The organism is Salinarimonas sp., from assembly GCF_040111675.1.
Taxonomy (GTDB): domain Bacteria; phylum Pseudomonadota; class Alphaproteobacteria; order Rhizobiales; family Beijerinckiaceae; genus Salinarimonas.
This window is the reverse complement of record NZ_CP157794.1, coordinates 5,108,005-5,119,786: the sequence shown is the minus strand read 5'-3', so window position 1 is coordinate 5,119,786 and position 11,782 is coordinate 5,108,005. Positions and strand designations below refer to the sequence as shown.

Below are 11,782 nucleotides of genomic sequence, written 5' to 3'. Positions count from 1 at the left end.
CGGACTGAACGCGCTCTTCTCTGCCACCCGTTGCGTCCGCGGTCAACCCGGAAGGACGAACGTGTCCGCTCTATCGAACAACCCCGCCCGTCGCGGGCGCGGCCGCGTCGTCGTCCTCGACCGCGAGCGATTCGACCAGCTCGACGATGCGCTTGCGGACCTTCGGGTCGCGCACGCGCACGAAGGCGCGCATCAGGTGCAGGCCGTCGGCCGTGGACAGGAAGTCGGAGACGTAGGCGGGCGTCGGCGGCTCGGCCAGGCCGGCGTCTCCGGGGGCGCCTTCGAGCTGCGGCGCGCCTTCGTAGAAGAACTCCACCTGCACCCCGAGGATCGAGGCGATCTGGTGCAGGCGGCTCGCGCCGATGCGGTTGGTGCCCTTCTCGTATTTCTGGACCTGCTGGAAGGTCAGGCCCAAAGCTTCGCCGAGACGTTCCTGGCTCATGCCGATCATCATCCGGCGCATCCGAACGCGGCTTCCGACGTGCTTGTCGATCGGGTTGGGGGACTTTTTCAACGCATCGCTCCTGGCGGGACCTGTCCGGCTCAGGCGACGCCGTGCCTCCTCTCGCATCCGCGAAGGAGAAGCGCCGCTCCGGCGCAGATTAGAAGCAAGATTGCAAAAACGCCATCGCCGAAACGCGCGTAGAAGGTGGGCTCGATCCGCTGCGGCAGCCCCGCGTCGATAAGACCGGCCACCCCGACGGGCAGTTCGGCCACCACGCGTCCGTAGGGATCGATCACGGCCGAGATCCCGGTATTGGCGGCGCGTACGAGGGGGAGACCCTCCTCCACCGTGCGCAGGCGGGCCTGGGCGAGATGCTGGCGCGGGCCCGGCGTATCGCCGAACCAGCCGTCGTTGGTGACGTTCAGGAGCAGCCCGGGGCGGGCCTCTCCGGGCGTGACGGCGCCGGGGAAGACGGCTTCATAGCACACGCTGGCTGCAACTCGGGGTAAGCCTGGCACGGAAAGCGATTGTGCCGCCGCGCCCGGAGAGAATCCCCCCGGCACGTTGACGAAGGGAGCGAGCCCCATCGTCTCCAGCGCCCAGGCGAACACCTCGGGAAGGTATTCCCCGAAGGGAACCAGGTGGACCTTGTCGTAGCTCTCGAGGATCGCGCCGTCGTCGGCGATCACGTGGATGGAATTGTAGAAGACCGGCTCCTCGCCCGGGAGGTAACCCTCGTCGATCCGCGCGGCGCCGGTGATCAGCACGGCGCCGGGGGGCAGCATCGCCGCGATCTGGGCGAGGGCGCGGGCGTCGCGGTGGAGGAGGAAGGGGAAGGCGGCCTCGGGCCAGACGAGGTGCGTCGCGTCGGCGAGGCCGGCGCGCTCGGGGGACGTGGCGCGATCCGACAGGCGGATGTAGCGGTCCATGATCTCCTCGCGCCGCGAGGCGTCGAACTTCTCGTTCTGCGCGAGGTTCGGCTGCATGATCCGCAGCGCGACGCCCGGGAGCTCCGGGCTCGGGTCCGCGGGAACGCGCCAGGCGCCGTAGCCGACGAGGCCCGCGAGCGCCGCGAGGGCGAGCGCCGCCGGTCCCGCGCGACCGGCCGGGCTCTTCGCGGTTCCCAGCGTCGCCGGCGCGGCGGCGATCGCCACCGCGACCAGCGTCAGGCCGTAGAGCCCCAGCGAGGAGGCCGCCTGCATGGGCCAGACCTGCTGGGCGAGGCTCATGCCGAGCGTGTTCCAGGGAAAGCCGGTGAACAGGTGCCCGCGCAGCCACTCGGCCGCGGCGATCGCGGCGGCGAAGCCGAGGATCCGCCCCGCGCCGCGCGACCACGCGAGGCGCGCCGCCGCGAAGCCCGCGGCGTAGAAGAACGCGAGCGCCGCCGGCAGGCCGACGATGCCCAGCGGCATCGCCCAGGCGTAACGATCCGCCTCGACCAGGAACGCCATGCCGAGCCACCACAGCCCCGCGACCATATAGCCGAAGCCCCAGAGCCAGCCGATCCACGCCGCCTCGGCGAGGGTCCGTGCGCCGCCGCGCGTCCCGAGCCCGTCGAGCAGCCAGATCGCGGGGACGAGCGAGACGATCAGCGCCGGAAACAGCCCGAAGGGCGGCATGGCGAGGGCGCCCGCCGCTCCGGCGAGGAGCGCGATCAGCGCGCGCCGCCAGCCCCAGGCGAGGACGACGCGGTGCGCGAGGGCGGTCATGCGGGCGGCTGCCTCGAGGGCTCGCTTCCGGAAGCGTCGGTGGGCTCCTGGGCGGTCTCCTCGGACCGCGCGCCGGCATCGGCGTCCCGATCCGCGGGCGCGCCGTGCTCCGCCTCAGCGGCGGCGTCGCCGCCGTGCGGGGCGCCGGCCCCGTTCGCCGCGCGCCGGCCCGCCACCCCGGTGGCGACGCCCGCGGGCACGAGCTTCAGGCTCGGGTCGCGGCGGTGGACGCGCACGCGCTTGAGGCGCCGGGGATCGGCGTCGAGCACCTCGAACTCGAAGTTCTCCGGCCCGGCGATCAGCTCCGAGCGCGCCGGGACGCGACCGGCGAGGGCGACGATGAGGCCGCCGAGCGTGTCCACGTCCTCGGCGACGTCGCCTTGCGTGAAGTCGTAGCCGATGACCTGCGAGACCTCCTCGAGATCGGCGCGGGCGTCGGCCACGAACGTGTCCGGCCCGCTCGCCTGGATCATCGCCTGGGTGGCGAGGTCGTGCTCGTCCTCGATGTCGCCCACCACCATCTCGACCAGGTCCTCGATCGAGACGAGGCCGTCGGTGCCGCCGTACTCGTCGATCACCAGCGCCATGTGGGTGCGCGTCGTCTGCATGCGGACCAGCAGCTCCACCGCCGGCATGGATGGCGGGACGAACAGGACCGGGCGCAGGATCTTCGCCGAGGCGAGCGTGGTGGACAGGTCGATGTTGGACAGGCTCACGGCGTCGAGCGTCTTCGGCTTGCGCCGGCGCGAGCCGCCGTTCTCGGCCCTGGCGACGAAGTAGTCGAGGAAGTCGCGGATGTGGACCATGCCCTTCGGGTCGTCGAGCGTCTCGCCGTAGACCGGAAGGCGGGAATGGCCGGCGGTGCGGAAAACCCGCAGCATCTCGCCGAGCGAGGTTTCGTGAGCGACCGCGACGATGTCGGCGCGCGGCACCATCACGTCGATGACGCGCATGCGGTGGAAGCGCAGCACGTTCTTGAGCATGGCCCGCTCGCGGGTGGAGATGTCCGGGTTCTCCACGGAGAGGGCCAGCAGGTCCTCGAGGTCGGCTCGGGTGGTTTCCCGCTGCCTCAGCCCGAGGCGGGCGAGGAGCCGGTCGAGCCAGCCGTCGCGGCCGGGCGGCCGCGGCTCGTCCGCCATCGCCTCCTCGGAGGAGGCGCCCTGCGGACGGGCCGCGATCGGACTTCGATCGGCCGTCTGGGGCTCGCGGCCGGGATCGGCGCCGCGGACGGGGGAGGGTCGTGGGGGGGATGCTTGGGAAGAGCCGTCGGTCATCGTCGAATGCTTCGCGCTGCGGTCTGGTCAGGGTTCGCCGGCGTAAGGGTCGCTAACGCCGACGAGGGCCATGGCCTTGGTCTCCAGCGCCTCCATCTCCTCGGCCGCCGCGTCCGTGTCGTGATCATACCCGAGACAGTGCAGAACGCCATGAGCGAGGAGGTGGGCGGCGTGGTCGGAAAGCGGCTTGCCCGCGTCCTGCGCCTCGCGAGCGAGTGTCTCGTAGGCGAGCACGACGTCGCCGAGAGGACGGGGGCCGGGGAAGCCGGGCGCAGGCGCCGCCGGGAAGGAGAGAACGTTCGTCGGCTTGTCCTGACCGCGCCACTCGAGGTTGATATCGCGAATGGCTTCGTCGTCGGTCAGAAGCAGCTCGAGGGACACGAGACCCTCGACGCCGGCGACGACGAGCGCGGCCTCCGCGGCGCGCGCGCACAGCGCCTCGACGTCGCCGAGCGTCTCCCAGGACCCGGCCTCGAGGGTGAGATCGAGAGTGAGGTCGAGCGCGCTCAAGCGGGCTTCTCCGGCGACGCCTCGGCGCGTCGCGCGCCCGGCTTGGGCGTCGGCTCGGGGCCGCGGACGACCCCGCGGGCGCGGGCGTCGGCGTCATAGGCTGCGACGATTCGCCGCACGAGATCGTGGCGCACGACGTCCCCTTCCGCGAATCGAATGCGGCCGACGCCCTCCACCTCGCGCAGGATTCGCGACGCCTCGACCAGGCCCGAGGCCTGGCCGTGCGGCAAGTCGATCTGGGTGGGGTCGCCGTTGACGATCATCCGCGAGCCCTCGCCGAGGCGCGTGAGGAACATCTTCATCTGCATCGTCGTGGTGTTCTGCGCCTCGTCGAGCAGCACCACGGCCGAGGTGAGGGTGCGCCCGCGCATGAAGGCGAGGGGCGCGATCTCGATGATGCCGGTGGCGAGCGCGCGCTCGACGTGGCGCGCGTCCATGAAGTCGTAGAGCGCGTCGTAGATCGGCCGCAGATACGGGTCGACCTTCTCGCGCATGTCGCCGGGCAGGAATCCCAGCCGCTCGCCGGCCTCGACGGCCGGGCGGGTGATGATGATCTTGTCCACCTCGCCGCGTTCCAGCAACGACACGGCCCAGCCGACGGCGAGCCAGGTCTTGCCGGTGCCGGCCGGTCCCTCGGCGAAGACGAGCTCGTGCGCCTTGAGCGCGCGGAGGTAGACGTCCTGCGCCTTGTTGCGCGCCTTGACGAGACCCCGCCGACGCGTGGCGATCCCCTCGAAGCCGCCTCCCCCCTCGGGCTCGACCTCGTCCGCGGCGGCCGGGAAGAGCGTGCCTTGGAACGCGCTCTCCTGGATCGCGCCATCGACGTCGCCCACCGTGATGGGCGCGCCCGAGCGGCCCCGCTCGTAGAGCGCCTCCAGCACCCGCCGGGCCTGCTCGGACGCCTCCGGCGCGCCGCGGACGACCACGCAATTGCCGTTGGCGTTGGCGAGCACGCCGAGCCTGCGCTCGAGATGGGCGAGGTTCTGGTCGTAATGGCCGAAGACCAGGCTCGCCGCCTTGTTGTCCTCGAAGGTCAGGCTGATCTGCGCCATCTCCTCGACGCCCGGATGCCCCGCGGCGCCCGGGTTCGTCGCATCGCCGCTGCGGCGGTCATTGGACGGCAAGGGCGGCCTCTCCTGCGGAAGCGTTCGCGGAAACGTCCGGCTGCGTCGGGGGGGCGCCCGCGCGGGACGCGTTCGTCCCGCCGAACAGGCTGTTCGAGCCGGCTCGGACGATCGTCACGGGCACGACATCGCCGACGGACAGGCCCGCATTCTCGACCACGACGGCCTGGAGATAGGGCGACTTGCCGGCGAGCTGGCCGGGATGGCGCCCGGACTTCTCGATCAGCACCTCGACGGTCCGCCCGACGGTGTCGCGGTTGAAGGCCTGGCGCTGCTCCTCGAGCAGCGCCTGCAGGCGGGCGAGCCGCTCCGCCTTGACCGGCTCGGGCACCTGCGCCGTCTCGTCCGCCGCCGGCGTGCCGGGGCGCGGCGAGTACTTGAAGGAAAAGGCCGAGGCGAAGCCGACATCGGCGACGAGGCGCATCGTCTCCTCGAAATCGGCGTCGCTCTCGCCGGGGAAGCCGACGATGAAATCCGACGACAGCGCGATGTCCGGCCGGGCGGCGCGGACGCGCTCGATGATCCGCCGGTACGCGTCGCCGGTATGCTTGCGGTTCATCGCCGCGAGGATGCGGTCCGAGCCCGCCTGCACCGGCAGGTGCAGGTAGGGCATCAGGGAGGGCAGGTCGCGGTGGGCGGCGATGAGCTCCTCGTCCATGTCCCGCGGATGGCTCGTCGTGTAGCGCAGGCGCGCGACGCCGGCGATCTCGGCGAGGGCGCGGAGGAGCCGCGCGAGGCCCCAGGTCCGCCCGTCCGGCCCCTCGCCGTGATAGGCGTTGACGTTCTGGCCGATGACGGTGATCTCGCGCACCCCGGCCTCGGCGAGCGTGCGGGCCTCGGCGAGCACCTTCGCCACCGGGCGGGAGACCTCCGCGCCGCGGGTGTAGGGGACCACGCAGAAGGAGCAGAACTTGTCGCAGCCCTCCTGCACCGTGAGAAAGGCGGTGACGCCGCGCCCGCGCACGCGCCTCGCATCCAGCGCGGGGAGCTCGTCGAACTTGTCCGCGACCGGAAACTCGGTGTCGACGACCCGCCGGCGCTCGGCGGCGCGCAGGATCTCGCGCAGGCGCTGATAGCTCTGCGGGCCGACCACCGCGTCGACCACCTGGGCGCGCTTGAGGATCTCCGCGCCCTCGGCCTGGGCGACGCAGCCGGCGACGACGACCTTGGTCTCGCGCCCGGCCTGCGCCCGCTCCTGCTTCGTCTGGCGCACGCGGCCGAGCTCGGAATAGACCTTCTCGGCCGCCTTCTCGCGGATGTGGCAGGTGTTGAGGATGACGAGGTCCGCCTCCTCCGGCCGATCCGTCTGGGCATAGCCCTCCGGCGCGAGCACGTCGGACATGCGCTCCGCGTCGTAGACGTTCATCTGGCAGCCGTAGGACTTGACGTAGACCTTCTTCACGCCGGGCTCTCTTCTCCGCGGTGGAACACCCGCCCCTATCTATTCGCTCAGGGGCGTGGTGGGAAGGGCGCGGGGGCGATTCGGGGCGCGAGGGATCAGGCGAGGCGTCCCGCGTCGTCGACCACCGTCAGACGAGCCGGCAGGCTCGGCCCCCAGGACCAGACGACCATCACGAGATCGTCCTCGCCCGCGCCACGCGCGAAGCTGCGCACCCGCATCCCGACGAAGCCGTCGGCGACGAGGCGTTCGGCGAGGCGCTGCGAGGGCGACTTCCCTTCGTCGCGCATGCGAAGCCGCCAATCGCCCGCCGCGAGCATCTCGAGGGCCGTGTCGTACGCGGCAGGGGCAGCTGCGTCTTCAGCATCGAAGACTGGCTCCAGGTCGGCCTCGTATGCGACGACCGTCGTCGGTTGAAGCGTCCCGACCTGGTTGGTTTCCCGAATTGCGGTCGCGATGGAGAGCGCCGTGTAGAGGGCCGGCGCCCCCTTGGGATTGAAACGTCCGCCGTGGAGCCGCGCACCCTCGCCGGACAGAGGCTCGCGATGCCAACGCGGATTCAAGGCGCGGTAGAGGAGGCCCGTGTAGCGCATGCGCGGTCAGGCATAGACGCCGGCATCGACGGCGTCGATGTACTCCATCACCTCGTTCGCGCGGCCTTCCCGGACGAGCTGCATCGCCGTCTGCCCCCCGAAACCGGCCAGCGGCTCCGAGCGATACCAGGCATAGGCGATGAGCGCCGAGCCGAAGCGGGGCTCTACGCGGTTCAACACCTCGACCATCTCGCGGAGGCGCTTCTGGGTCTTGGCGCTCGCGATGCGCTCCGGGCGCAGCACGGCGTCGCGGCCGAGCCCGACGGTCTGGGCGACTTCGTCGCGGGTCGTCCGCAGCTGCTCCGCGATCCGACCCGGGGCGAACTGCCCATGCTCGGCGAAGGCTTCGAGATGCATGGCAATCTCCACTCCTATTGGCGCAATATAGCGTCAATAGGAGTGGCCTTCAAGCATCTCGCCCGTCGCCGCCGACTGAGCACCTCCTCACCCCGCCTTCGGCGTGATCAGCCGGCGGTTGATCAGCGCCTCGGCGATCTGCACGGCGTTGAGGGCCGCGCCCTTGCGCAGGTTGTCGGAGACGCACCAGAAGGAGAGGCCGTTCTCCACCGTGATGTCCTCGCGGATGCGCGAGACGTAGGTCGCGTCCTCGCCGGTGGCCTCGTGGGGCGTGACGTAGCCGCCGGGCTCGCGCGTGTCGACGACCATCACGCCGGGGGCCGCGCGCAGGATCGAACGCGCCTCGTCGGCGGTGATCGGGCGCTCGAACTCGACGTTGACCGCCTCCGAATGCGAGACGAAGACCGGCACGCGCACGCAGGTGGCGGTGAGCTTGATCTTGGGGTCGAGGATCTTCTTCGTCTCGGCCACCATCTTCCACTCCTCCTTGGTCGAGCCGTCCTCCATGAAGACGTCGATGTGGGGGATGAGGTTGAAGGCGATGCGCTTCGAGAAGGTCTTCTGCTCGACGTCCTGGAGCGAGTAGACCGCGCGGGTCTGGCGGTCGAGCTCCTCCTCGCCCGCCTTGCCGGCGCCGGAGACGGACTGGTAGGTGGCGACCACGACGCGCTTGATCGTCGCCGCGTCGTGCAGCGGCTTGAGCGCCACGACGAGCTGCGCCGTCGAGCAGTTCGGGTTGGCGATGATGCCGCGCTTGGCGTAGCCCTCGACGGCGGCGGCGTTCACCTCCGGCACGACGAGCGGCACGTCCTGGTCCATGCGCCAGGCGCTGGAATTGTCGATCACGACGCAGCCCTGCGCCGCGATCTTCGGCGACCACTCCTTCGACACGTCGCCGCCCGCCGACATCAGGCAGATGTCGACGTCGGAGAAGTCGAAATTGTCGAGCGCACGCGCCTTCAGCGTCCTGTCGCCGAAGGACACCTCGACGCCCTGGCTGCGGCGCGACGCGACGGCGACGACCTCGTCGGCGGGGAAGGCGCGCTCCGACAGGATGTCGAGCATGACGCGCCCGACATTGCCGGTGGCCCCGACGACGGCGACCTTGTAACCCATGGGAATTCTCCTCGCGATGAACCCGGTCTCCCCGGCTGTCGCGACGCCGCGGACGCCTGCCGGCTCCGGGGCTCGGACCTCCCGCCCGGCGGGGAGAGGTCCGGGAACGAGAGGGCGTTCAGCGGACCGTCGTGGCCGCCGTCGTGGACGTTTTCGTTTTGCGCGTGGCAGGCGCAGCGAAACGCATCTGTCTCTCTCGGTTCCGTGGCGCGGCGATGGCGGAGTAGGCTCCGCGACGCGCGCACGCCGCTCTCGTCCGCCAAAACGCGCGCCGTGTCAAGACGACTGCGCGATGTGCCGTATGGTTACCGCCGGGCGGGCCGGTGCAAGCGGCGATTCACCGTGCCGCGCGAAAGCCGGCCCTCGGTAACCCGCCGTGAGCGCCTGCGCGCCGATCGTCTGGGCGGGACCAGAAGGGGACGGCGTGAGCCATGCGCGCGCGCAGCAGAAGCTTGAGCGAGGACGATCTCTTCGCCATCGGAGCGGAATGGGACGACGACGACGCACGGGGCGGCGGCGGGCGGCGGCCTGTGGCCGGCGCCCTGTCCGGGGCGTTGACGGCGGCGCTCTTCGTGGGGCTGCTCGCGCTCTACGCGAGCCCGCCGGAGCCGGCGGGCCCGCAGGGGATCGCCGATCTCCTCGCCCGGCCGGAGCCGACGCTGACCGCGCCGCCGCCCGTCTGGCGCGATCTCGCGACGCCGCGCATCACGCTCGGCCTCGACGCGGCGGGCTTCGCCGGCCTGCCCTCGCGCCACACCGCCCGGGCCCACGGCGCGGGCGCCGTGGAGGACACGCTCGTCTTCGGCGCCTTCGCGGAGGAGGGCACGCACCTGCGGCTGACGCTGCACCGCGCGGGCGCCGAGGGCCCGCAGCCGCCCGCGCGCAGCTTCTTCGTCGAGACCGCGCTCGCCGCGGCGGAAGCCGGCCTCGCCGTCGCCCGCTCCGGCCAGGCGCAGGCGCTGGCCACCAAGTTCGGGCCGATCGAGGTCGCGACGCTGACGCTGGAGAACGGCCCGGTGCGCGCCTGCCTCGCCTTCCGCGGCCGGGGCGACCCGCGGCTCTCCGGCTGGCTCTGCGCCGACGAAGCGACGCCCGCCCACCTCGCCTGCCTGGTCGACGGGCTGGTCCTCCTCGACGACGGCGGCGACGCCCGCCTCTCCGCCGCCTTCGACGCCGCCGCCGCCGCGCGCGCGCCGAGCGGCTGCGCCCCGCGCGCCGAGCCCGACCAGGTCGCCGCGATCGCGCCGCCGGCGACCGCGCAGGTCGCGGCGCAAGTCGTCATGGCTCCGACCCCGCCGGCGCGGCCGGGGACGCGGTGAGGGGATCGTCGCACTTGCGATCCGAAATGTGAGTGGTTACACCTCTCACATGATTCGCAATTTTCGTCACAGGGGCCTCCAGCGTCTGTACGAGACGGGCGACCGGCGTCGCGTGGCGGCCGAGCACGCGGCCAAGATCGAACGCATCCTCGCCCGCCTCGAACAGGCGTCTAAAGCGAGCGACATGGACCTGCCCGGCTACCGGCTCCACCCGCTCAAGGGAGATCTCTCCCGCTGGTGGTCCGTCACTGTTTCGGCGAACTGGCGCATCATCTTCCGTTTCGAGGACGGCGAAGCCTGCGACGTCGACCTCGTCGACTATCACTGAGGTTCTGATGCCGATGAAGTCTCCGCCCCATCCCGGCCTCTCCGTACGCCACGACTGCCTGGAGCCCCTCGAGCTCGGCGTGACCGAGGCGGCGCGTCGCCTCGGCGTGAGCCGCCGCCAGCTCTCGGATCTCGTCAACGCGCGAGCCGGCATTTCGCCCGAGATGGCGATCCGTCTCGACAAGGCGTTCGGCGGCGGCGCCGAGACCTGGTATCGCATGCAGGCGGCCTACGACATGGCCCGAGCCATGGAGCGTGCGGACGAGATCAAGGTCGAACGGATCCCCTCGCCGGCGTGACGCGCCGGCGCGGCCTGCCACCCGGTGAGGGGGAACCCGCATGCGCGGCGTGCGTCGTCCCTGTAGGATGATTTTCGATCTGATGGAGGCGCACGACATGACGCGCACGCTGCTCCTCGCGGCCGCCCTCGCCGCCGCGACCGCCCTCTCGCCCCAGGCCGCCGGCGCCCAGGGCCTGCAGCTCGAGGTCCGCCCGTCGGCCCCGCCGGACTGGCTCGACCCGCCGAACACGCCGATCCCCGGCAATCTCGAAGGCTCGCAGCGCCGGCTGGTCTACGAGATGATGGTGCTCGACAAGCAATCCGCCTTCGTCGGTCAGCCCGACCGCTACGGCCAGCACCTCCTGCCGCGCCGCCGCGAATTCGGCGACCTGCCGCCGACGATCGAGTTCGAGTGAGCGGGGCGGGCGCGCGCAGGGTCACCCCTGCGCGTCCGTCACCCCCGCCGCCTCCTGCGCCTTGAGCACTTCCGCCCGCGGCATCGAGACGATGTGGTAGCCGGCGTCGACGTGGTGGATCTCGCCCGTCACGCCGCCGGAGAGGTCGGAGAGGAGGTAGAGCGCCGAGCCGCCGATCTCGTCGAGCGTGACGCTGCGGCGCAACGGAGCGTTCGCCTGCTGGTGGGCGTACATCTGCCGCGCGTCGGCGATGCCGGCGCCGGCCAGCGTGCGCACCGGCCCGGGCGAGAGCGCGTTGACGCGGATGCCGTCGGGCCCGAGATCGTTGGCGAGATAGCGCACGGAGGCCTCGAGCGCCGCCTTGGCGAGGCCCATGACGTTGTAGTTCGGCATCACCCGCGTCGAGCCCGCATAGGTGAGGGTGAGCAGCGAGCCGCCCGGACCCATGCGCCTGATCGCGCGCTGGGCCACCTCGGTGAAGGAGAAGGCGGAGATCACCATGGTGCGGGTGAAGTTGTCACGCGTGGTGGCGTCGACGTAGCGGCCCTTCAGCTCGGCCTTGCTGGAGAAGCCGATGGCGTGAACGACGAAGTCGAGCCGGCCGTCCCAGGCCTCGTCGAGCCGCGCGAAGGCGGCGTCCACCGAGGCGAGGTCCTCGACGTCGCAGGGGATGGAGAGATCCGACCCGAGAGACTGCGCCAGCGGCCCGACGCGCCGGCCGAGCGCCTCGCCCTGATAGGTGAAGGCGAGCTCGGCGCCGTGCGCCGCGAGCGTGCGCGCGATCCCCCAGGCGATGGAATGATCGTTGGCGACGCCCATGATCAGGCCGCGCTTGCCCTGCATCAGAGCGGTCATCTCAATCTTCCTTCCCAAGTTTCTCGGATCGATCGCCGCCGTCGAGATCGTCCGGCGA

The 11,782-nt window shown here is 71.4% G+C and carries 14 protein-coding genes; 4 read left to right on the top strand and 10 right to left on the bottom strand.

The genetic code is table 11. The features are described from left to right. Nucleotides 1–70 precede the first annotated feature (70 nt). From ABL310_RS23770 to ABL310_RS23730, 9 genes are all read right to left on the bottom strand, one after another. Nucleotides 71–571 (bottom strand): helix-turn-helix transcriptional regulator, encoded by a 501-nt coding sequence (locus ABL310_RS23770; RefSeq protein ID WP_349369467.1) that lies wholly within the window; start codon nt 569–571, stop codon nt 71–73. Beyond that, the gene (gene lnt / locus ABL310_RS23765) at nt 544–2,154 is read right to left on the bottom strand and encodes an apolipoprotein N-acyltransferase (RefSeq protein WP_349369466.1); all 1,611 of its coding nucleotides are present in this window, start codon (nt 2,152–2,154) and stop codon (nt 544–546) included. Before lnt ends, ABL310_RS23770 begins: the two co-directional genes overlap by 28 nt. Next, on the bottom strand, nt 2,151–3,293 hold the full coding sequence (locus ABL310_RS23760) for a hemolysin family protein (protein WP_349369465.1): 1,143 nt from the start codon (nt 3,291–3,293) through the stop codon (nt 2,151–2,153). Before ABL310_RS23760 ends, lnt begins: the two co-directional genes overlap by 4 nt. Nucleotides 3,294–3,455: 162 nt before the next feature. Beyond that, the gene (gene ybeY / locus ABL310_RS23755; RefSeq protein ID WP_349369464.1) at nt 3,456–3,938 is read right to left on the bottom strand and encodes an rRNA maturation RNase YbeY; all 483 of its coding nucleotides are present in this window, start codon (nt 3,936–3,938) and stop codon (nt 3,456–3,458) included. Continuing rightward, nucleotides 3,935–4,990, bottom strand: coding sequence for a PhoH family protein (locus tag ABL310_RS23750; RefSeq protein ID WP_349372113.1), 1,056 nt, complete (start codon nt 4,988–4,990; stop codon nt 3,935–3,937). The genes ybeY and ABL310_RS23750 overlap by 4 nt, the downstream gene beginning before the upstream one ends. A 58-nt stretch (nt 4,991–5,048) precedes the next feature. Continuing rightward, entirely contained in the window at nt 5,049–6,464 is a 1,416-nt protein-coding gene (miaB, locus tag ABL310_RS23745) for a tRNA (N6-isopentenyl adenosine(37)-C2)-methylthiotransferase MiaB (protein WP_349369463.1), read from the bottom strand. A gap of 95 nt (nt 6,465–6,559) precedes the next feature. After that, nucleotides 6,560–7,054: an RES family NAD+ phosphorylase gene (locus ABL310_RS23740; protein WP_349369462.1), complete on the bottom strand. Its 495-nt coding sequence runs from the start codon at nt 7,052–7,054 to the stop codon at nt 6,560–6,562. Nucleotides 7,055–7,060: 6 nt separating this feature from the next. Continuing rightward, entirely contained in the window at nt 7,061–7,411 is a 351-nt protein-coding gene (locus tag ABL310_RS23735) for an MbcA/ParS/Xre antitoxin family protein (protein ID WP_349369461.1), read from the bottom strand. Nucleotides 7,412–7,498: 87 nt separating this feature from the next. Further along, a complete protein-coding gene (locus tag ABL310_RS23730; RefSeq protein WP_349369460.1) occupies nt 7,499–8,527 on the bottom strand; it encodes an aspartate-semialdehyde dehydrogenase in 1,029 nt (342 codons plus the stop codon). Nucleotides 8,528–8,958: 431 nt separating this feature from the next. Between ABL310_RS23730 and ABL310_RS23725 the strand changes: the two genes are divergently transcribed. From ABL310_RS23725 to ABL310_RS23710, 4 genes are all read left to right on the top strand, one after another. Continuing rightward, complete coding sequence (locus tag ABL310_RS23725; RefSeq protein WP_349369459.1) at nt 8,959–9,846, top strand: hypothetical protein; 888 nt, start codon at nt 8,959–8,961, stop codon at nt 9,844–9,846. Nucleotides 9,847–9,895: 49 nt separating this feature from the next. Then, nucleotides 9,896–10,174 (top strand): type II toxin-antitoxin system RelE/ParE family toxin, encoded by a 279-nt coding sequence (locus ABL310_RS23720; RefSeq protein WP_349369458.1) that lies wholly within the window; start codon nt 9,896–9,898, stop codon nt 10,172–10,174. 13 nt (nt 10,175–10,187) lie between these two features. Beyond that, nucleotides 10,188–10,472 carry a HigA family addiction module antitoxin gene (locus ABL310_RS23715; RefSeq protein ID WP_349369457.1) on the top strand — a complete coding sequence of 95 codons (285 nt, stop codon included), beginning with the start codon at nt 10,188–10,190 and terminating at the stop codon, nt 10,470–10,472. 97 nt (nt 10,473–10,569) lie between these two features. Further along, entirely contained in the window at nt 10,570–10,869 is a 300-nt protein-coding gene (locus ABL310_RS23710) for a hypothetical protein (protein WP_349369456.1), read from the top strand. Between the two features lie 21 nt (nt 10,870–10,890). Here the strand turns inward: ABL310_RS23710 and fabI are convergent, their stop codons facing one another. Continuing rightward, nucleotides 10,891–11,724 (bottom strand): enoyl-ACP reductase FabI, encoded by an 834-nt coding sequence (fabI, locus tag ABL310_RS23705; RefSeq protein WP_349369455.1) that lies wholly within the window; start codon nt 11,722–11,724, stop codon nt 10,891–10,893. Between the last annotated feature and the right edge of the window lie 58 nt (nt 11,725–11,782).

Bases quoted from the DNA above. Each gene is read 5' to 3' on its own strand.
- ABL310_RS23730 (WP_349369460.1), bottom strand. From the start codon at position 8,527: ATGGGTTACAAGGTCGCCGTCGTCGGGGCCACCGGCAATGTCGGGCGC.
- ABL310_RS23720 (WP_349369458.1), top strand. From the start codon at position 9,896: ATGATTCGCAATTTTCGTCACAGGGGCCTCCAGCGTCTGTACGAGACG.
- ABL310_RS23735 (WP_349369461.1), bottom strand. From the start codon at position 7,411: ATGCATCTCGAAGCCTTCGCCGAGCATGGGCAGTTCGCCCCGGGTCGG.
- fabI (WP_349369455.1), bottom strand. From the start codon at position 11,724: ATGACCGCTCTGATGCAGGGCAAGCGCGGCCTGATCATGGGCGTCGCC.
- ABL310_RS23710 (WP_349369456.1), top strand. From the start codon at position 10,570: ATGACGCGCACGCTGCTCCTCGCGGCCGCCCTCGCCGCCGCGACCGCC.
- ABL310_RS23750 (WP_349372113.1), bottom strand. From the start codon at position 4,990: ATGGCGCAGATCAGCCTGACCTTCGAGGACAACAAGGCGGCGAGCCTG.
- ABL310_RS23760 (WP_349369465.1), bottom strand. From the start codon at position 3,293: ATGGCGGACGAGCCGCGGCCGCCCGGCCGCGACGGCTGGCTCGACCGG.
- ABL310_RS23725 (WP_349369459.1), top strand. From the start codon at position 8,959: ATGCGCGCGCGCAGCAGAAGCTTGAGCGAGGACGATCTCTTCGCCATC.
- lnt (WP_349369466.1), bottom strand. From the start codon at position 2,154: ATGACCGCCCTCGCGCACCGCGTCGTCCTCGCCTGGGGCTGGCGGCGC.
- ABL310_RS23740 (WP_349369462.1), bottom strand. From the start codon at position 7,054: ATGCGCTACACGGGCCTCCTCTACCGCGCCTTGAATCCGCGTTGGCAT.
- ABL310_RS23770 (WP_349369467.1), bottom strand. From the start codon at position 571: ATGCGAGAGGAGGCACGGCGTCGCCTGAGCCGGACAGGTCCCGCCAGG.
- ABL310_RS23715 (WP_349369457.1), top strand. From the start codon at position 10,188: ATGAAGTCTCCGCCCCATCCCGGCCTCTCCGTACGCCACGACTGCCTG.